At 73.0% G+C, this 18,590-nt stretch carries 19 protein-coding genes; 17 read left to right on the top strand and 2 right to left on the bottom strand.

The genetic code is table 11. The features are described from left to right. Positions 1-97 precede the first annotated feature (97 nt). Positions 98-976, top strand: coding sequence for an SCO4651 family lipoprotein (locus K330_RS0113980; protein ID WP_022922442.1), 879 nt, complete (start codon positions 98-100; stop codon positions 974-976). 88 nt (positions 977-1,064) lie between these two features. Here the strand turns inward: K330_RS0113980 and msrA are convergent, their stop codons facing one another. Further along, positions 1,065-1,760: a peptide-methionine (S)-S-oxide reductase MsrA gene (gene msrA / locus K330_RS0113975; protein WP_022922441.1), complete on the bottom strand. Its 696-nt coding sequence runs from the start codon at positions 1,758-1,760 to the stop codon at positions 1,065-1,067. A gap of 73 nt (positions 1,761-1,833) precedes the next feature. On the opposite strand from msrA, the gene K330_RS0113970 reads away from it, so the two are divergent. From K330_RS0113970 to greA, 4 genes are all read left to right on the top strand, one after another. Then, positions 1,834-2,172: a hypothetical protein gene (locus K330_RS0113970; RefSeq protein ID WP_156875817.1), complete on the top strand. Its 339-nt coding sequence runs from the start codon at positions 1,834-1,836 to the stop codon at positions 2,170-2,172. Beyond that, on the top strand, positions 2,169-3,509 hold the full coding sequence (locus tag K330_RS0113965) for a glutamate mutase L (RefSeq protein WP_022922439.1): 1,341 nt from the start codon (positions 2,169-2,171) through the stop codon (positions 3,507-3,509). Before K330_RS0113970 ends, K330_RS0113965 begins: the two co-directional genes overlap by 4 nt. A gap of 9 nt (positions 3,510-3,518) precedes the next feature. After that, positions 3,519-4,757 carry a threonine ammonia-lyase gene (gene ilvA, locus K330_RS0113960; protein WP_202804530.1) on the top strand — a complete coding sequence of 413 codons (1,239 nt, stop codon included), beginning with the start codon at positions 3,519-3,521 and terminating at the stop codon, positions 4,755-4,757. Positions 4,758-4,926: 169 nt separating this feature from the next. After that, positions 4,927-5,424 carry a transcription elongation factor GreA gene (gene greA, locus K330_RS0113955; RefSeq protein WP_022922437.1) on the top strand — a complete coding sequence of 166 codons (498 nt, stop codon included), beginning with the start codon at positions 4,927-4,929 and terminating at the stop codon, positions 5,422-5,424. Positions 5,425-5,541: 117 nt separating this feature from the next. Here the strand turns inward: greA and K330_RS23380 are convergent, their stop codons facing one another. Beyond that, positions 5,542-6,051 carry a DUF4307 domain-containing protein gene (locus K330_RS23380; protein WP_169448574.1) on the bottom strand — a complete coding sequence of 170 codons (510 nt, stop codon included), beginning with the start codon at positions 6,049-6,051 and terminating at the stop codon, positions 5,542-5,544. A 136-nt stretch (positions 6,052-6,187) separates the two neighbouring features. On the opposite strand from K330_RS23380, the gene mca reads away from it, so the two are divergent. The 12 genes from mca (at position 6,188) to glmS (ending at position 18,574) form a co-directional block, all read left to right on the top strand. After that, complete coding sequence (gene mca / locus K330_RS21390) at positions 6,188-7,249, top strand: mycothiol conjugate amidase Mca (protein WP_022922435.1); 1,062 nt, start codon at positions 6,188-6,190, stop codon at positions 7,247-7,249. Continuing rightward, positions 7,246-7,521: a hypothetical protein gene (locus K330_RS21385; RefSeq protein ID WP_022922434.1), complete on the top strand. Its 276-nt coding sequence runs from the start codon at positions 7,246-7,248 to the stop codon at positions 7,519-7,521. Before mca ends, K330_RS21385 begins: the two co-directional genes overlap by 4 nt. Positions 7,522-7,580: 59 nt before the next feature. Next, on the top strand, positions 7,581-8,303 hold the full coding sequence (gene trhA, locus K330_RS0113935; RefSeq protein WP_202804529.1) for a PAQR family membrane homeostasis protein TrhA: 723 nt from the start codon (positions 7,581-7,583) through the stop codon (positions 8,301-8,303). Positions 8,304-8,383: 80 nt separating this feature from the next. Further along, the gene (locus K330_RS0113930; protein WP_022922432.1) at positions 8,384-9,148 is read left to right on the top strand and encodes an isoprenyl transferase; all 765 of its coding nucleotides are present in this window, start codon (positions 8,384-8,386) and stop codon (positions 9,146-9,148) included. Positions 9,149-9,227: 79 nt separating this feature from the next. Next, complete coding sequence (locus K330_RS0113925; RefSeq protein WP_022922431.1) at positions 9,228-10,079, top strand: basic amino acid ABC transporter substrate-binding protein; 852 nt, start codon at positions 9,228-9,230, stop codon at positions 10,077-10,079. Positions 10,080-10,113: 34 nt separating this feature from the next. Continuing rightward, positions 10,114-10,908 (top strand): amino acid ABC transporter permease, encoded by a 795-nt coding sequence (locus K330_RS0113920; RefSeq protein ID WP_022922430.1) that lies wholly within the window; start codon positions 10,114-10,116, stop codon positions 10,906-10,908. Further along, positions 10,908-11,678 (top strand): amino acid ABC transporter ATP-binding protein, encoded by a 771-nt coding sequence (locus K330_RS0113915; RefSeq protein ID WP_022922429.1) that lies wholly within the window; start codon positions 10,908-10,910, stop codon positions 11,676-11,678. Before K330_RS0113920 ends, K330_RS0113915 begins: the two co-directional genes overlap by 1 nt. Positions 11,679-12,118: 440 nt before the next feature. Further along, positions 12,119-13,489, top strand: a complete 1,371-nt coding sequence (locus K330_RS0113905; protein WP_022922427.1) for a PhoH family protein — start codon at positions 12,119-12,121, stop codon at positions 13,487-13,489. A gap of 294 nt (positions 13,490-13,783) precedes the next feature. Beyond that, a complete protein-coding gene (locus tag K330_RS23730) occupies positions 13,784-14,728 on the top strand; it encodes an aggregation-promoting factor C-terminal-like domain-containing protein (protein ID WP_022922426.1) in 945 nt (314 codons plus the stop codon). Positions 14,729-14,845: 117 nt separating this feature from the next. Further along, positions 14,846-15,652: a DUF1206 domain-containing protein gene (locus K330_RS0113895; protein ID WP_229665836.1), complete on the top strand. Its 807-nt coding sequence runs from the start codon at positions 14,846-14,848 to the stop codon at positions 15,650-15,652. 54 nt (positions 15,653-15,706) lie between these two features. Continuing rightward, positions 15,707-16,672: a type I pantothenate kinase gene (gene coaA, locus K330_RS0113890; RefSeq protein WP_022922424.1), complete on the top strand. Its 966-nt coding sequence runs from the start codon at positions 15,707-15,709 to the stop codon at positions 16,670-16,672. Between the two features lie 42 nt (positions 16,673-16,714). After that, a complete protein-coding gene (glmS, locus tag K330_RS0113885) occupies positions 16,715-18,574 on the top strand; it encodes a glutamine--fructose-6-phosphate transaminase (isomerizing) (RefSeq protein WP_029202677.1) in 1,860 nt (619 codons plus the stop codon). Positions 18,575-18,590: the final 16 nt, after the last annotated feature.

Below are 18,590 nucleotides of genomic sequence, written 5' to 3'. Positions count from 1 at the left end.
CGTGCCCGGCCGCGCGGGCGCAGGTGTGACACGATGGGGCGAGCATCGGTCGTGCCCCTGGCCCGGCCACCCACGGTGGGGAGAGGACACGACCGTCATGAGCACCATCCGCAGTCGCTGGGCCGGCCTGCTGGGCGCCGGAGCCATCACCCTCGCGCTGGCCGCGTGCACGGCCGAGGAGACCCCCGACCCCGACCCGACGCCCGGTGCCGTCTCGACCGAGGACGCCGGGGCCGGCACCCAGGACACGGACGCCGGTGCCGAGGAGGCCTCCGCCGCGCCCGCGGCCGCCGAGGGCGAGGAGGTGGACATCCAGGAGTTCGTGGCGATGCTCCAGTCGCCCGGGGAGGAGACGCTGTCCTCCTACACGATGACCATGAACATCAGCACCGGCGGCCAGTCGATCGAGCTCGACGGCGCGGTCGACCTCTCCGGCGGGCAGCCCGCGCTGGACATGGACATGACGATGCCCGGCATGGGCGCGGTGCGCATGGTCATGGTCGACGGCCGGGTCTTCATGTCGATGCCCGGGGTGACCGAGGAGGGCAAGTTCCTCGAGGTGCCGCCGGAGCAGCTCGGCGACCTGTCCCAGCAGCTCGACGAGGTCGACATCACCTCCACCTGGGACGCCTGGGAGGCCGGCGCGCAGCAGGTCCTCTTCGTGGGCGAGGAGGACGTCGACGGCCAGGACATGCGCCGCTACGAGGTCACGGTGGACACCGAGGCCGCGCTCGACGCCGCCGGCCAGACCGGTGACGACGCCGCGCAGGCCTCGGCGATGGTCGGCGAGGAGCTGACCTACGACGTGTGGGTCGACGACGACAACCTCATGCGTCGCGTCGCCTTCGAGTCCCAGGGCGCCGTCACCGAGATCCTCGCCGACAACTGGGGCGAGCCGCAGGACATCCAGGCGCCCTCGGACGACGAGATCCAGCAGGGCGGCGTCGACATCGGCGGGCAGACCGCCGAGCCCTGAGCACCGGCTCCTCCAGCAGACGCGAGGAGGGCCCGACCACCACGGTGGTCGGGCCCTCCTCGTCGTCGGAGCGGGCCTCAGGCCCGGGTCACTGCGGGGGCAGCACGTCGGCCTGCGCGGGCACCTCGTCCTGGCGCACCAGGCCGACCGGGCAGGTGTAGCCGTTGGGCCCGTGGTTGCAGTAGCCGCCGGGGTTCTTGTGCAGGTACTGCTGGTGGTAGTCCTCGGCGTAGTAGAAGGGCCCGGCGTCCTCGGCCGGCCGCAGCTCGGTGACGATCGGGCCGTGGCCGTCGGCCAGGACCAGCTTCTCGAACGCGTCCTTGGTGGCCCGCGCGGCAGCCTCCTGACCGGGGGTGGTCCAGTAGACCGCTGAGCGGTACTGCGTGCCGACGTCGTTGCCCTGACGGTCCGGCGTCGTCGGGTCGTGGTTCTCCCAGAAGGCCTTGAGCAGCTGCTCCGGGGAGGTCTGCGACGGGTCGTAGGCGACGAGCACCGCCTCGGCGTGCCCGGTGCGCCCGGTGCAGGTCTCCTGGTAGGTCGGGTTGGGGGTCGAGCCGCCCATGTAGCCGGCCGCCGTCGTGACGACGCCGGGCAGCTGCCAGAAGATGCGCTCGGCGCCCCAGAAGCAGCCCATCGCCACGTAGAGGACCTCGGTGCCCTCCGGCCACGGCCCCTGCATCGAGGAGCCGAGCACCGTGTGCGTGGTGGGGATGCCGGGCAGCGGCTCGGACCGGCCCGGGAGCGGCGCGGACGAGGGCGAGGACGAGGAGGACCAGAACGTCATACCGTCCAGTGTCACACGCCCGCGCCGGGGCGTCCGCTGGCGCGGGCCCGCGGACTGTGGCACCTTGCTCGTCATGTCCGTGCTCCTGCTGACGCCGTCGCGCGCCGCGGCGACCACCGACGCCTGGTCGGCCGGCGACTGGGCCCTGGGGGTGGGGCTGCCGCTGCTGCTGGTGGCGGTGGGCGTCGTCCTCTACGTGCGCGGCCGTGCCGCCTCCGCCGAGGCGACCCGTGTGCGGGCCGGCTTCGGCGGCCCGCCCGGGACCCACGACGTGGCGACCGGGCAGGGCCTGGGCGTCGAGGACGACCGGGCCCGCAGGCTCGCCGCGCAGCGGCTGCGGTTGTGGGGGCTGCTGCTCGTGCTGGCCGGGATGGTGTGGCTGCTCGTGGCGTCGGTGGTCGCGCTGCTGTGAGCTACCTGCTGGTCGACGTCGGGTCGACGTTCACCAAGGCCGCCCTCGTCGACGACAGGGGCGGCCTCCTCGCGCGGGCCGCCGTCCCCACCACCGTGGGGCCGGGTCGGGACGTGCTCGAGGGGGTGGCCGGGGTATGCCGTGCGCTCGGGCCCGGCGGGTCCGTGCCCGACCCGCTCGACCCGGCCGAGCGCGACCGGGTGCTGGTCTGCTCCAGCGCCGGCGGCGGGCTGCGCCTGGCCGTCGTCGGCTACGAGCGCGCGGTGACGGCCGAGGCGGGTCACCGGGTCGGGCTCTCCGCCGGCGCCAAGGTCGTGCACGTCGCCACCGGGAGGCTGACGACCGCCGGGGTGGCCGACCTGCGGGCGGCCCGACCGGACGTCGTGCTCCTCGTCGGTGGCACCGACGGCGGCAACGCCGAGGTCCTGCTGCACAACGCCCGCCGGCTCGCGCGCTCGCGGGTGGGCGCCCCCGTGGTCGTCGCGGGCAACGTGGAGGCGCAGGAGGAGGTCGCGGCCGAGCTGGCCCGGACCCTGCGCCGCGCCACGCTCACCGACAACGTCCTGCCCCGCATCGGCGTCGTGCACCCCGGCCCGGCCCGGCGCGCGATCCGTGAGGTGTTCCTCGAGCACGTCATCGGGGGCAAGGGGCTGTCCCGCGGACCGAGGTTCGCCCAGCTCGTGCGGGCGGCGACGCCGGACGCGGTCCTGGCCGGGGTCGAGGTCCTGGCCGACGTGCGCGGGGGTGACGTGATGGTCGTCGACGTGGGCGGCGCCACCACCGACGTCTACTCGGTGCTGACCCCGCAGGGCGAGGACGCCTCCCTGCGCAAGCACGTCGTCGCGACCTTGTGGCACGCCCGCACCGTCGAGGGAGACCTGGGTATGCGGTGGGGCGCCCCCGGCGTGCTCGAGGCGGCGGCCGCCGAGGCACTGCCGGTGGCGGACGACCCGCAGCTGCGCTCCTGGGTGGAGCGGGTGCACGCCCGGCCCGAGCTGCTGCCCACCACCGCCCAGGAGCACGAGCACGACCTGGTGCTGGCCACGACGGCCGCCACCGTCGCCGCCCGCCGGCACGGGCGCCCGGGAGCGCCCGGCGAGGCGCCCCGCCCGCTCAAGGACGTGCGGCTGCTGCTGGGCTCCGGCGGGGTGCTGCGCCATGCCGCCCCCGGTGCGGCCGACCGGGTGCTGGCCGCGGTGCTGGCCGACCACGGGGGCGGCTGGCGCCCGCCGGCCGACGCGGGGACCCGCGTCGACACGGCATACCTGCTCTTCGCCGCCGGACTGCTGGCGGGGGAGCGGCCGGACCTGGCGCGCGCCGTCGCGGCCCAGCTCTGACTGGCTAGGGTGGGGCCCGTGACGACGATGCCTGCGGTGACCCTCGACGACGTCCTCGCCGCGCGGGAGATCCTCGCCGACGTGCTGACGCCCACGCCGATGGAGTTCAGCCAGGCGTTGACCGACCGCACGGGGGTCAGGGTCCACCTCAAGTGCGAGAACCTCCAGCGCGCCGGGTCGTTCAAGATGCGCGGCGCCTACACGCGGATGTCGCGGCTGACAGAGGACGAGAAGCGCCGCGGCGTCGTCGCCGCCAGCGCCGGCAACCACGCCCAGGGCGTGGCGCTGGCCGCCCGGCTGCTCGGCATCGAGGCGACCGTCTACATGCCCAACGGCGCCTCGATGCCCAAGCTGGCCGCCACCCGCGGCTACGGGGCGCACGTCATCCAGATGGGCACCACGCTGGACGAGTGCATCGAGGAGGCGCGCCGGCACGAGACCGAGCAGGGCGCCGTGTTCATCCCGCCCTTCGACCACCCCGACATCGTCGCCGGCCAGGGCACCTGCGGGCTGGAGATCCTGGAGCAGGTGCCCGACGTGCGCACGGTCGTCGTGGCGACCGGCGGCGGGGGGCTGCTCGCGGGCATCGCCACCGCGGTCAAGGCCACCCGCCCCGACGTGCGCGTGGTCGGCGTGCAGGCCGAGCAGGCGGCGGCCTGGCCGGGCTCGCTGGAGGCGGGGCACCCGGTGCCCCTGGGGCACATGAGCACGATGGCCGACGGCATCGCCGTGGGCCGCCCCGGGGACGTGCCCTTCGCGGTCGTCTCCGAGCACGTCGACGGGATGGAGACGGTCAGCGAGACCGCGATTGCCCGGGCCGTCCTCTACCTGGCCGAGCGGGCCAAGCTCGTCGTCGAGCCCGCCGGGGCGGCCGGGACGGCGCACCTGATGGAGCTGGGCCTGGAGGTCGCCAACCACTACGAGGGGCCGGTGGTCGTGGTGCTCTCCGGCGGCAACATCGACCCGCTCCTGCTGCTGCGCATCATCCGCCAGGGCCTGACCGCCGCCGGCCGCTACCTGCAGCTGCGGGTGCGGGTGCCCGACCAGCCCGGCAACCTCGCGGGCGTGCTGACCATGCTGGCCGAGATGCAGTGCAACGTCCTGGAGGTGCAGCACCACCGCCGCGTGCCGCACCTGGCCGTCCACGAGGTGGCGATCTCGCTCACGCTCGAGACGCGCGGCCACGACCACTCTGCCGAGGTGATGCGGGCCCTGACCGACCGGGGCTACGCGGTCGACCAGGTCTGAGCGATCCCTACGCGGCCCCCCGGGCCCACCGGCGATTCTCGACTCGCGGCGGAATCCGGACTACAGTGGAAGGTCAACCACGGTCCGGGCAAAAGGTGCCCGGACCTTGCGTTTGGTGGCCTCAGCAGGGGCTGACCCGCCGCACGCACGATGACGAGGAGTAACGAACGTGACCGAGATCGCCAAGGACCAGAGCTATCTGACTCAGGAGGCGTACGACCGCCTGAGCGCCGAGCTGGCCCACCTCACCGGCGAGGGCCGCTCGGAGATCTCGCGACGGATCGAGGCCGCCCGCGAGGAGGGTGACCTCAAGGAGAACGGCGGCTACCACGCCGCCAAGGAGGAGCAGGGCAAGATGGAGCTGCGCATCCGCCAGCTCCAGCACCTGCTGCAGAACGCGGTCGTGGGCACCGCCCCCGCCGACGACGGCGTCGTCGAGCCGGGCATGGTCGTGACCGTGGAGATGTTCGGCGACACCGAGACCTTCCTGCTGGGCTCGCGCGAGATCATCGGCGACGAGGACGACATGACCGTCTACAGCGAGAAGTCGCCGATGGGCGCCGCGCTGATGGGGGCGACCCCCGGCAAGACCGTGACCTACACCGCCCCCAACGGCAAGGACGTCGAGGTCAAGATCGTCGACGCCAAGCCCTACAGGGCGTCCTGAGCCGCACCTGACCGTCGCCCGCGGGGCGTCGCCGGCACCTGCCGGCGGCGTCCCGCGCGTGTCGGCGGTCCCGCGAGCGGTCTGTCGGCCGGGGGCCGGGCGACCGCCCGGCAGGGCTCAGCGCCCGCGCGGCTCCTCGTCGGCGTACCAGCACTCCTCGACGTAGCCGGTGATCGCCGGTGCGGCGGTGCGCACGCTCTCCACGTGCCGGCTCGGCGAGCTCTGCGCCGGGCCGACGGTCACGTCCGCACGGCCCACGACCGCGTGGGAGGCCTCCTGCGCCTCCAGGCGGCAGACCACCTCCCGCGCCGGGTCGCGGCGCAGGTCGAAGCGCACGTCCACCTGGGTGCCCGACACGACCTGGTGACCGGTGTTGACCCAGTGCACCCGCCCGCTCGTGGCCTCGATCCCGAACCACACGGCGAGGGCGGTCATGACGGCCACCGCCGCGGAGCCGACGAGCCACCACCGGCGGCGGGCCCGGTCGTCCAGCCGGCGCGGTCCGCCGCGCGCCTCGGCGGCCTCCTCCTCCGCGTCCCAGTCGACGGCGCGCTCCATACCCCGGCCCTCGCGGGCGCCGTCGGAGGCGCGGTGCGGGGTGGGCTCGGGAGGTGGCGCTGAGGTCACGGTCGGTCCGTCCTGGGAGCGGTGAGAAGATGGGGTCGATCGTCGTGCGCCGGCACGGACCCGGCGCACCTCCCATTGTCCGTCACGACCGACGACGGCCGGCACCAGCCCGGCCGTCCCACGAAGGAGCGCCGCGATGACGACGCCGATGCCGGGGGGCCTGCGCCTCATGGCCGTGCACGCCCATCCCGACGACGAGTCCTCCAAGGGGGCCGCGACCAGCGCGAGGTATGTCGCCGAGGGGGTCCGGGTGCGCGTGGTCTCGTGCACCGGCGGCGAGCGCGGGGACATCCTCAACGAGCGGCTCAAGGACGACGCGCACATCCTGCGCGACCTGACCCGGGTGCGCCGCGAGGAGATGGCGCGGGCGGCGCAGATCCTGGGCGTGAGCCACACCTGGCTGGGGTTCGTGGACTCCGGGCTGCCCGAGGGCGACCCTCTTCCGCCGCTGCCCGAGGGCTGCTTCGCGCTCGAGCCGGTCGAGGTGTCCGCCGAGGCGCTGGTGCGGGTGATCCGGGAGTTCCGCCCGCACGTCGTCACCACCTACGACGAGAACGGCGGCTACCCCCACCCCGACCACATCCAGACGCACGTGGTCACGATGGCGGCCTGGCGCGCGGCCGGCGACCCCGAGGCCTACCCGCACGCGGGTGAGCCCTGGCAGCCGCTGAAGCTCTACTACAACGGCTGGTCGGCCGAGCGCACCGAGCGCCTGCACGAGGCGATGCTCGAGGCGGGCCTGGAGTCGCCCTTCGCGGACTGGATCGCCAACCTGCGCCGCCGCCCCCGCCGGCAGATCGGCACCCACGTCCCGTGCGCGGAGCACTTCCCCACCCGCGACCGGGCGCTGCTGGCCCACGCCACCCAGGTCGACCCCGACGGGCAGTGGTTCGCGGTGCCGCTGGAGCTGCAGCAGCGGGTGTGGCCCACCGAGGACTTCGAGCTCGCCCGCTCGATCGTCCCGGCGACCATGCCCGAGGACGACCTCTTCGCCGGCGTCCGCGAGCTGGAGGACCCCGACGAGGTATGCCGTCGGGCCCCCGAGCGCGACGCCGACGGCGACCCGGTGGTCGCCTACGTCGGTCCGCCGGCGCTGCCGCCGCAGGAGGAGGGGCTGGAGGCGCGCTCGACCCAGCCCCAGGACGCCGACGCCGACGACCGTGACGAGATGCGCGAGGAAGAGGGGCACAGCGAGTGAACACCACGAGCGTGGCCGTGACGGCCGGGATGGGCGGGTTCCTCGTCCTCTTCGGCCTGATGATCGTCGTCTGGCTGCTCGGCCGGGACATGACCCGCCGACTGCGCCGGATGCGCCTGGCCGAGGAGCGGCGGGTCGAGGCGGTGCTGCGCGAGCGCGCGGCCGCGCGCGACCGCAAGCCCGGGGCCGCGCAGAAGGTCGAGCACGGCGTCCGTCCGGAGCGGGACGGGCAGGACGAGCGCGAGCAGGAGGGCCCCGACCCCGTCGGCTGAGCAGCCGAGGGCAACCTACGGTTCCGTAACCTACGGTTGCGTAAGTTACGCTTCCCTCCATGAGCAGGATGCGTGACGCCGCACATGACGCCGCCGAGTCGGCCGGCGACCTCGTCGACACCGTCGTCGACCAGGTCAAGCCGCACCTGCGCGGGTGGCTCCACCTGGGCATGGTCCCGGTCGCCATCGCGGCCGCCGTGGTCCTCGCCCTCCTGGCGCCGGGCACCCCGGAACGGGTCGCCGCGCTGGTGTTCGGGGTCACCGCCGTCCTGCTCTTCGGGACCTCGGCGCTCTACCACCGCGGCCGCTGGTCCCCCCGGGTCAGCGCCATGCTCAAGCGCTGGGACCACGCCAACATCTTCCTCATCATCGCCGGGACGCACACACCTTTCGCGGTGATGCTGCTCCCGCCCGGGCAGATGCGCACCCTGCTGTGGGTCGTCTGGGTCGGAGCCGTCGCCGGCGTCTTCTTCCGGGTGTTCTGGCTCGCGGCGCCCCGGTGGCTCTACACCGTCGTGTACGTGGCGCTGGGCTGGGTCGCGGTCTTCTTCCTGGTGCCGTTCTGGAAGGCGGGCGGTCCGCTCGTCGTCTTCCTGATCGCCGCCGGCGGGCTGCTCTACACCGCAGGGGCGGTCGTCTACGGCCTGAAGCGCCCGAACCCCTCACCGCGCTGGTTCGGCTTCCACGAGGTGTTCCACGCCTTCACGGTGGCCGCCTTCGGCTCGCACTGGGCCGCCGCGCTGCTCACCGTGCTGGGGGCTCGCGCGGGCGGGCCCGCCTGACACGGCATACCGCGTCGTCGCTGGGGGTCTGGGGCGGCCGTGCCGGGGAGTTCTCAGCGCTGCCCGGTAGGTTGCTCCTCATGCAGACACCGAGGGACCTGGTCTACAGGGCGTACACCTCGTCCCTGCGTCGCCAGCTCCCCTCCGACCAGCTGCCGCGGCACATCGGGGTGATGCTCGACGGCAACCGGCGGTGGGCCCGCGAGCGGGGGGCGGGGTCGGCCGAGGGCCACCGGGCCGGCGCGGAGAACATCGCGCCGTTCCTCGGCTGGTGCCAGGAGGCGGGGGTCGAGGTGGTCACCCTCTGGCTGCTGTCGACCGACAACCTGAACCGGCCGGCGGCCGAGCTCGAGCCGCTGCTGGACATCATCGAGAAGGTCGTCGAGGACCTCGCGGCCCGGCAGTGCTGGCGGATGCACGTCGTTGGCGCCCTCGACCTGCTGCCGGAGGCCACCGCGGGGACCCTGCAGGCCGCCGCCGCACGCACCGCCGAGGTCGACGGGATGGTCGTCAACGTGGCGATCGGCTACGGCGGCCGTCGGGAGATCGCCGACGCGGTCCGCTCCCTGCTGCGGCACGCGGCGGACCGGGGAGCGACCCTGGAGGAGCTCGCCCGCTCGGTGAGCACCGAGGACATCGCCGAGCACCTCTACACCAAGGGCCAGCCCGACCCCGACCTGGTGATCCGCACCTCCGGCGAGCAGCGCCTCGGGGGTTTCCTGCTGTGGCAGAGCGCGCACAGCGAGTACTACTTCTGCGAGGCCTACTGGCCCGACTTCCGCAAGGTCGACTTCCTGCGGGCGCTGCGCTCCTACGCCGAGCGCGAGCGTCGCTTCGGCACCTGACGGCGCACCGGTCCCGGTACGGCATACCCCGCCCGCGCGGGTGTCACCGCAGCCGCCTGCGCGGTTATACAGTGCGAGAATGAACATTCGATCCATCTCTGCGGCCGCCGCGGCGGCCGGCCTGGTCCTCGCCCTCTCCGCCTGCGGCTCCGACGACGGCGACACGGGCGCGGGTGACGGCGGCGACGGCACCGCGGCCGGCTCGGACCTCGACCTCGTCTCGGACGGCACCCTGACCGTCTGCTCCGACGTGCCCTACCCGCCGTTCGAGGACTTCGACGAGTCCTCCCCGTCGGGCTTCACCGGCTTCGACATCGACATCGTCCAGGCGGTCGCCGACGGGCTCGGGCTGGAGCTGGCCGTCAAGGACTCCTCCTTCGACGGCCTGCAGTCCGGGCTCGCCCTCAACGCGGGGGAGTGCGACATCGCCGCCTCCGCCATGACCATCACCGAGGAGCGGCAGGAGAACCTCGCCTTCAGCGACGGTTATTACGACTCCAAGCAGTCGCTGCTCGTGCCGACCGACTCCGACATCGCCTCCATCGAGGACCTCGAGGGCATGCGCGTCGGGGTGCAGCAGGGCACGACCGGTGAGGCCTACACCAACGAGAACGCCTCCGGCGCGGAGGTCATCAGCTTCCCCAGCGACGCCGAGATGTTCCAGGCCATCCAGGCCGGCCAGGTCGACGCGCTGCTGCAGGACCTGCCGGTCAACCTGGTCCACACCGCCGGCGGCGACTTCGAGATCGTCGAGGAGTTCTCCACGGAGGAGACCTACGGCCTGGCGATGAAGAAGGACAACACCGCGCTGGTCGAGGCGGTCAACGAGCAGCTGACCGAGCTGCGCGACAGCGGCGAGTACGACGAGCTGTACGACCAGTACTTCTCCGAGGACGCCGTGGACGACGCCGCCCAGACCACCGACGCCTGAGCGCCTGGTCAGGCACGAGGACGGAGGCGTCGACATGACCCGCAGAGCCCGCGAGCGCGCCCTCACGCTCTCCCTGTATGCGGTGTTCCTGGCGATCGTCGTCGTCTTCGTCCTCCTCGCGGACTGGGAGGCGATCAGCGAGAACTTCTTCCTCGCCGAGGGCTTCACCGGCACCTGGCGCAGCATGATCCTGGTCGCCGCCAAGAACACGATCCTGTACACGATCGTGGCCTTCGTCGGCGGCTTCGTGCTGGCCATGGTGCTGGTGCTGATGAAGCTCGCCCCGATCCCGCCGTTCCGCTGGCTGGCCACGGCATACATCGAGCTGTTCCGCGGGCTGCCGGCGCTGGTCGTCATCCTGTTCATGGGCTTCGGCGTGCCGATCGCCTTCGGCTGGCGGCCCCCCGGCGGGGTCGTCGGCGCCGGGCTGGTCGCGCTGATGATGGTGGCCGGGGCCTACATGGCCGAGACCATCCGGGCCGGCATCGAGGCGGTGCCCAAGGGGCAGGCCGAGGCGGCGCGCTCGCTGGGCATGAACGGCTCGTGGACCATGGCCTCGATCGTCATGCCCCAGGCCCTGCGGATCGTCATCCCGCCGCTGACCAACGAGCTGGTGATCCTGCTCAAGGACACCTCGCTGCTGTTCGTGCTCGGCATGGCGGCCAGCCAGCAGGAGCTCACCGTGGCGGCGCGCAACTTCATGAGCACCGGGCCGTCGGCGGGCACGGCGACCAGCCTGGTGTTCGCGGCGCTGCTCTACCTGGCCATCACCCTGCCGCTCACGCAGCTGGTGGCGTGGATGGAGCGCAAGCAGAAGAGGAGCCGCTGATGGGCGAGCAGCTGCACCCCACGCAGACGATCGACGAGCGGGCTCCCGCCATCGAGGTGCGCGACCTGCACAAGAGCTTCGGCGACAACGAGGTCCTCACCGGCATCGACTTCACGGTCGACCACGGGACGGTCGTCTGCGTCGTGGGCCCCTCCGGCTCGGGCAAGTCCACCCTGCTGCGCTGCGTCAACCGGCTGGAGGAGCCGACGTCCGGGCAGATCCTCGTCGAGGGCATCGACATCACGGACCCCGACACCGAGCTGGACAGGGTGCGCTCGCGCATCGGCATGGTGTTCCAGCAGTTCAACCTCTTCCCGCACATGACCGTGCTGCGCAACCTCACGATCGCCCAGCAGCGTGTCAAGCGGCGGGGCCGGGCCGAGGCCGAGAAGATCGCGCGGGCGAACCTGGAGAAGGTCGGGCTGGCCGAGAAGGTGGACGCCTACCCGGCGCACCTGTCCGGCGGCCAGCAGCAGCGGGTCGCGATCGCGCGGGCGCTGTCGATGGACCCGGACATGATGCTCTTCGACGAGCCCACCTCGGCGCTGGACCCCGAGCTCGTCGGCGACGTCCTCGACGTCATGCGCGCGCTGGCCCGGGACGGGATGACGATGATGGTCGTCACCCACGAGATGGGCTTCGCCCGGGAGGTCGGCGACAAGCTGGTCTTCATGGACGGCGGCGTCATCGTCGAGGAGGGTGACCCGACCGAGGTCCTCGCCAACCCCCAGCACGAGCGCACGCAGGCCTTCCTCTCCAAGGTGCTCTGAGACGGGGCACGCCGGCGCAGGTCAGCGCCCTTGTGCGCCGGGCATCGCCTTGCCGAGGTCGACATCGCCTTGCCGCGCCGGACATGGCCCAGCTGGACGATGTCGGCCCTGGAAGGGCGACCACACCCTCTGGCGGCGCACTGCCGCTCGTCTCTCTTTTCACATGCGTCACTGCCGTCACGCGGACACGTGCCGGTCGGCCGATGTTCACCGGCAGGCCCCCGACACGCCGCGGGTGACGTGCGTCGCCTGTGTGGTGACGGCATACCGTCGGAGCAGGTCCTGGGCGCCCCGTCCGGGTCCGCGGGAGGCCCACCACATGGAGCTGATGCTCGAGGCGGAGGGCCGGCACCGGCACTGCGCCCAGGTGGCGCGGGTCCGGTCCCGGTCCAGCCACCGACGAGACGCCTAGCACCGGCGCGCGTCTGCAGGGAGTCGCCATGACCATCACCCACCGCTCCTCCGTCCCCACCCTCGACGACGCGCAGCTGCCCGTGGACGTGGTCCCCGGCACGGGCGTGAAGACCTACGTGCTCGACACCAGCGTGCTGCTGTCCGACCCGCACGCGCTGCTGCGCTTCGCCGAGCACGAGGTCGTCCTGCCGGTGGTGGTCATCACCGAGCTGGAGGGCAAGCGGCACCACCCCGAGCTGGGTTACTTCGCCCGGCAGGCGCTGCGGATGCTCGACGACCTGCGGGTGCAGCACGGCACGCTCAGCGAGCCCGTCCCGGTGGGCGGGCGCGGCGGCAGCGTGCACGTCGAGCTCAACCACACCGACCCCGGCTCGCTGCCGGCCGGGTTCCGGCTGGGCGACAACGACAGCCGCATCCTGGCGGTCGCCGCCAACCTGGCCGCGGAGGGCAAAGACGTCACGGTCGTCAGCAAGGACCTGCCGATGCGCGTCAAGGCCTCGGCGGTCGGGCTGGACGCCCAGGAGTACCGCGCCGAGCTGGCTCGCGACAGCGGCTGGACCGGCATGGCCGAGCTCGACGTGGACGACGCCCAGATGCAGGCGCTCTACGAGCACGGCCACCTCGAGCACGAGGCCGCGGCCGACCTGCCGGTGCACACCGGCCTGACGGTCCTGGGCCCCTCGGGCAGTGCCCTGGGCAGGGTGGCGCCGGACGGGCGCGTGCGCCTGGTGCGCGGCGACCGGGACGCCTTCGGGCTGCACGGGCGCTCGGCGGAGCAGCGGATCGCGCTCGACCTGCTGCTCGACCCCGACGTGGGGATCCTCAGCCTCGGCGGCCGCGCGGGCACCGGCAAGAGCGCGCTCGCGCTGTGCGCCGGCCTGGAGGCCGTCATGGAGCGTCGCCAGCACCGCAAGGTCATCGTCTTCCGCCCCCTGTATGCCGTGGGCGGCCAGGAGCTCGGCTACCTGCCCGGGTCGGAGAACGACAAGATGGGGCCCTGGGCGCAGGCGGTCTTCGACACGTTGAGCGCGGTGGTCTCCACGGAGGTCGTGGAGGAGGTCCTCGACCGCGACATGCTCGAGGTGCTGCCGCTGACGCACATCCGCGGCCGGTCGCTGCACGACGCCTTCGTCATCGTCGACGAGGCCCAGTCGCTGGAGCGCAACGTGCTGCTCACCGTGCTCTCGCGGATCGGCCAGAGCTCCCGGGTGGTGCTCACCCACGACGTCGCCCAGCGCGACAACCTGCGCGTGGGCCGGCACGACGGGGTGGCCGCCGTCATCGAGGCGCTCAAGGGGCACCCGCTCTTCGCCCACGTCACCCTCACCCGCAGCGAGCGCAGCCCGATCGCGGCGCTGGTGACCGAGCTCCTGGAGGGGCCCGGCGGCCTGGTCTGAGGAGCGCGAGGTGACCGGCCGGTCTACCGCGAGGTAGGTGTGCGAGGCCCAGACCCCGTGGGGCTGGTGTGACTGTAGGTAACTGTTGATCACAAGAGTGGTCGGTGAGTTGTGACCTTAGCCACAGAAGCAGGTCGCCAGTTTGACGCGCGGCCCCGCGGTTGGGCACCGTGGACGGGTTAGATCACGAAATGGTAACGCCGCCTGTCCCGCCGGGATCCCGTGCCGAGGTGCCCCCTGTGCCTCACACCCGGAGGTGGTGGGACCGTTCCTCGACCGATAGGTAGCCCTCGCATGTCCCTGACCCCTGAGCAGGAGAGCGCCCACGGGCGCCACCGCATCCGCCGCCTCGGCGGCCCGGCCGGCGTCGTGACCGCGACGATCGCGGCCGGCTCCGTGGCCCTCGCCGCCTTCGCGGCGTCCTCCACGGGCGGCGCCCCCGCCGAGTCCGCCCGTGCCGCGGTCGGCCAGACCGACCCGCAGCTGGCCGCCGACCCGGTCGCCTCCGTCAGCCCCGAGACGGGCGCCGAGGCCGGTCGCGCCTACGCCGAGGCCCGCGCCCTGCGTGCCGAGCAGGGTGCCGCCGCGCTGACCGTGAGCACCGACCTGACCTCCACCGGCGTGGACGCGGTCCGCGAGGCCTCCGAGGCCATCTCGGCGCAGAAGCGCGCCGAGCGCGAGGCCGCGAAGCAGGCCGCCGCCGAGCAGGCCGCGGCGGAGCAGGCCGCGGCGGAGCAGGCTGCCGCCGAGCAGGCCGCTGCCGAGCAGGCCGCTGCCGAGCAGGCCGCCGCCGAGCAGGCCGCCGCCGAGCGCGAGGCCGCCGCGCGCCAGCAGGCCGAGGCCGCCTCCCGCAGCGCCGAGCGTGCCCCCGCCCCGGAGCCCGCCCCGGCCCAGCAGCAGGCCCCCGCGCCGGCGCCCGCCCCCGCTCCGGTGAGCTCGGGCGACGCGCGGTCCATCGCCCGCTCGATGCTGTCCAGCTACGGCTGGGGCGACGACCAGTGGGGCTGCCTCGACTCCCTGTGGCAGCGCGAGTCCGGGTGGAGCCACACGGCGACCAACCCCTCCTCCGGTGCCTACGGCATCCCCCAGTCCCTGCCGGCCGGCAAGATGGCCAGCGCGGGCGCCGACTGGCAGACCAACCCGGCCACCCAGATCGCCTGGGGCCTGGGCTACATCTCCGAGCGCTACGGCAGCCCCTGCAACGCCTGGGCGCACTCCGAGGCGGTCAACTGGTACTGAGCCGCTCCGGCCATACCTCACCGCGAGCACGGTCCGTCACGACGACGGGCCGTGCTCGCGGCGTCCTGGAGGTGACGAGCACGGCATGCCGGCCCCGCACGCCCTAGGGTGAGCGGTGTGAACGCAGGCGCGATGGGCATGGAGGCGGCCGAGACCGCCCGCGAGGTGGGCCGGCACCGTTGGGTGGAGTGGCTGGCGCGGGCCGGGTATGCCGCCAGCGGGCTCATCCACGTCGTCATCGGCTGGATCGCCGCGCAGGTCGCGCTCGGCGGAGGCGGTGACGCCGACCAGAGCGGCGCCCTCGGCTCGCTGCGGTCCGCCCCCGGCGGCGCCGTGCTGCTGTGGGTCTGCGTCGTCGGCTTCGTCGCCCTCGCGCTGTGGCAGCTGGTCGACGCCGTCGCAGGCGCCGACGAGCTGACCGACCGGGTCAAGGACGGCGCGAAGGCGGTCGTCTACGCGGTGCTGGGCGTCACGGCGTTCTCGTTCGCGCGGGGCGGCGGCTCCGACGGCGAGCAGCGCACCGACGACCTCACCGCCATGGTCATGGGTATGCCGTTCGGCCGCGTCCTCGTGGCGGCCGTCGGCGTCGGGGTGCTCGCGGTGGGCGGCTACCACGTCTACAAGGGCGTCTCCGAGAAGTTCCTCGAGGACCTGCGCACCACCGGTGGCGGCACCAGCGGCCGGGCCGTGACCTGGGCCGGCCGGATCGGCTACGCGGCCAAGGGGGTCGCACTCGCGGTCGTCGGGCTGCTCTTCGTCGTCGCGGCCTGGCAGGCCGACCCCGAGGAGGCCGGCGGGATGGACGCCGCCCTCAAGGCGCTCTCGGACCAGCCCCTCGGCACCGCGCTGCTGCTCGTCGTCGCGGTGGGCCTGGTGCTCTACGGCGTCTACTCCTTCGCCCGGGCCCGCTACGCCCGGATGTGACGCGCCACCCTCCCCGCGGTCGGGACGGCGCTGTTGCCTGCCACAATGCAGCCCATGGGTTCGCACGCCAACGGTGCCGTCATCCCCTCCCCGTACGTCGAGCTCGACCGTGCGGACTGGGCACGGCTGCGCGAGGAGCACCCGATGCACCTCGACGCCGACGACATCGAGCGGCTCCGGGGCCTGGGTGAGCCGCTGGACATGGCCGAGGTCGAGCAGGTCTACCTGCCGATCAGCCGGCTGCTCTCCTTCTACGAGGAGGCGACGGCGCGGCTGCACCAGGTGACCAGCGACTTCCTGCTCGAGCGCCGGCCCGACCGCACCCCCTTCGTCATCGGGGTCGCCGGGTCCGTGGCCGCCGGCAAGTCGACCACGGCCCGCATCCTGGCCGAGCTCATCCGGCGCTGGGACACCCGGCCCGAGGTCTCCCTGGTCACCACCGACGGCTTCCTCTACCCCAACGCGGTGCTGCGCGAGCGCGGCCTGATGGAGCGCAAGGGCTTCCCGGAGTCCTACGACCGGCGGGCGCTGCTGCGCTTCGTCTCCGAGGTCAAGGCCGGGCGCGCGGAGGTGACGGCGCCGGTCTACAGCCACCTGGTCTACGACATCGTGCCCGGGGAGCAGATCGCGGTCCGGCAGCCCGACGTGCTGATCATCGAGGGGCTCAACGTGCTGCAGCCGCCCCGGCCGCACCCCAACGGGCGCGGTCCGGGCCTGGCGGTGAGCGACTTCTTCGACTTCTCGGTCTACGTCGACGCCCACGTCGGCGACGTGAAGCGCTGGTACGTCGAGCGCTTCCTGCGGCTGCGCGAGACGGCGTTCGCCGACCCCGAGTCGCACTTCCACCGCTACGCCTCGCTCAGCGACGAGGAGGCGGTGAGCACCGCCGCGCACATCTGGGAGTCGATCAACGCCCCCAACCTCGTCGACAACATCCTGCCGACCCGCAGCCGCGCCACCCTCGTCCTGCTCAAGGGCCCCGACCACAGCGTCGACCGGGTGCGGCTGCGCCGCCTCTGAGGGGTTCCGCCGCGGCTCGACGCAGGCCGTACCCTTGTCCCCATGTGTGGAATCGTCGGATATGTCGGCCCCCGGGCCAGCGAGAAGGCCCTGGACGTCGTCATGGAGGGCCTCGGGCGCCTGGAGTACCGCGGCTACGACTCGGCCGGGGTGGCCCTCGTCGCGCCGGACGGAGTCGAGACGCGCAAGCGCGCGGGCAAGCTGGCCAACCTGAGGGCCGCGATCGAGGAGGCGGACCTGCCGGAGACCGCGACCGCCATCGGGCACACCCGGTGGGCCACCCACGGCGGCCCGACCGACCAGAACGCCCACCCGCACCGCGGCGGCCGCGACGGCAAGCTCGCCCTCGTGCACAACGGCATCATCGAGAACTTCCACTCGCTCAAGGGCCGCCTGGAGTCCGAGGGCGTGCAGTTCACCTCCGAGACCGACACCGAGGTCGTCGCCCACCTGCTCAGCGCCGCCTTCGAGCGCAGCGGCGACCTGACGACGGCGATGCGCGAGACCGTCGCCGACCTGCACGGGGCGTTCACCCTGCTCGCGGTCCACTCCGACCAGCCCGACGTCGTCGTCGGCGCCCGCCGCAACTCCCCGCTGGTCGTCGGCCTGGGCGAGGGGGAGAACTTCCTCGGCTCCGACGTCGCCGCCTTCATCGGCCACACCCGGCACGCCCTCGAGCTGGGGCAGGACCAGATCGTCACGATCACCCCCGACACCTACGAGGTCGTCAACTTCGACGGCACCCCCTCGGACGGCAAGGCCTACGAGGTCACCTGGGACGCCGCCGCGGCCGAGAAGAGCGGCTACGACACCTTCATGGAGAAGGAGATCAACGACCAGCCGCACGCGGTCGCCGACACCCTCCTGGGGCGCACGGACGCCGAGGGCAACCTGACCCTCGACGAGCTGCACATCGACGTGGAGGAGCTGCGGGCGGTCACCAAGATCGTCATCGTCGCCTGCGGCACCGCCGCCTACGCCGGCATGGTCGCCAAGTACGCCATCGAGCACTGGACCCGCATCCCCGTGGAGGTGGAGCTCGCTCACGAGTTCCGCTACCGCGACCCGGTGATCGACGAGCGCACGCTCGTGGTCTCGATCTCCCAGTCGGGCGAGACCATGGACACGCTCATGGCGGTCCGCCACGCCAAGGAGCTGGGTGCGCGCACGGTCTCGATCTGCAACACCCACGGCTCGACGATCCCGCGCGAGTCCGACGCGGTGCTCTACACCCACGCCGGCCCGGAGATCGCGGTCGCCTCGACCAAGGCCTTCCTGGCGCAGATCACGGCCAGCTACATCCTCGGCCTCTACCTCGCCTCCCTGCGCGGCACCTCCTACGGCAGGGACGCCGCCGAGGTGATGGCCGAGCTGCAGGGGATCCCCGCCCAGATCGAGACCGTCCTGGCCGGCATGGACCGCGTCAAGGAGATCGCCTACTACATGGCCGACTCCCGCTCGGTGCTCTTCCTGGGCCGCCACGTGGGCTACCCGGTCGCGATGGAGGGCGCGCTCAAGCTCAAGGAGCTGGCCTACATCCACGCCGAGGGCTTCGCCGCCGGCGAGCTCAAGCACGGCCCGATCGCCCTCATCGAGCCCGGCCAGCCGGTCTTCGTGATCGTCCCGTCCCCGGGCAGCGAGCACGGGCTGCACGACAAGGTGGTCTCCAACATCCAGGAGATCCGCGCGCGCGGCGCCCGCACCCTCGTGATCGCCGAGGAGGGGGACGAGGACGTCGTGCCCTTCGCCGACGAGGTCATCCGCGTCCCGCACACCTCCCCGCTGCTGGCACCGCTGCTGACGGTCGTGCCGCTGCAGGTCTTCGCCCTGCACCTGTCGACCGCCAAGGGCCTGGACGTCGACCAGCCGCGCAACCTGGCCAAGTCCGTCACGGTCGAGTAACCGGCGACCGTGACCG

Source organism: Ornithinimicrobium pekingense DSM 21552 (assembly GCF_000421185.1).
Taxonomy (GTDB): Bacteria; Actinomycetota; Actinomycetes; order Actinomycetales; family Dermatophilaceae; genus Ornithinicoccus; species Ornithinicoccus pekingensis.
This window is presented reverse-complemented; position numbering and strand designations above follow the sequence as displayed.

Bases quoted from the DNA above. Each gene is read 5' to 3' on its own strand.
- K330_RS0113980 (WP_022922442.1), top strand. From the start codon at position 98: ATGAGCACCATCCGCAGTCGCTGGGCCGGCCTGCTGGGCGCCGGAGCC.
- msrA (WP_022922441.1), bottom strand. From the start codon at position 1,760: ATGACGTTCTGGTCCTCCTCGTCCTCGCCCTCGTCCGCGCCGCTCCCG.
- K330_RS0113970 (WP_156875817.1), top strand. From the start codon at position 1,834: ATGTCCGTGCTCCTGCTGACGCCGTCGCGCGCCGCGGCGACCACCGAC.
- mca (WP_022922435.1), top strand. From the start codon at position 6,188: ATGACGACGCCGATGCCGGGGGGCCTGCGCCTCATGGCCGTGCACGCC.
- trhA (WP_202804529.1), top strand. From the start codon at position 7,581: ATGAGCAGGATGCGTGACGCCGCACATGACGCCGCCGAGTCGGCCGGC.
- K330_RS0113930 (WP_022922432.1), top strand. From the start codon at position 8,384: ATGCAGACACCGAGGGACCTGGTCTACAGGGCGTACACCTCGTCCCTG.
- K330_RS0113925 (WP_022922431.1), top strand. From the start codon at position 9,228: ATGAACATTCGATCCATCTCTGCGGCCGCCGCGGCGGCCGGCCTGGTC.
- K330_RS0113920 (WP_022922430.1), top strand. From the start codon at position 10,114: ATGACCCGCAGAGCCCGCGAGCGCGCCCTCACGCTCTCCCTGTATGCG.
- K330_RS0113915 (WP_022922429.1), top strand. From the start codon at position 10,908: ATGGGCGAGCAGCTGCACCCCACGCAGACGATCGACGAGCGGGCTCCC.
- K330_RS0113905 (WP_022922427.1), top strand. From the start codon at position 12,119: ATGACCATCACCCACCGCTCCTCCGTCCCCACCCTCGACGACGCGCAG.
- K330_RS23730 (WP_022922426.1), top strand. From the start codon at position 13,784: ATGTCCCTGACCCCTGAGCAGGAGAGCGCCCACGGGCGCCACCGCATC.
- coaA (WP_022922424.1), top strand. From the start codon at position 15,707: ATGGGTTCGCACGCCAACGGTGCCGTCATCCCCTCCCCGTACGTCGAG.
- glmS (WP_029202677.1), top strand. From the start codon at position 16,715: ATGTGTGGAATCGTCGGATATGTCGGCCCCCGGGCCAGCGAGAAGGCC.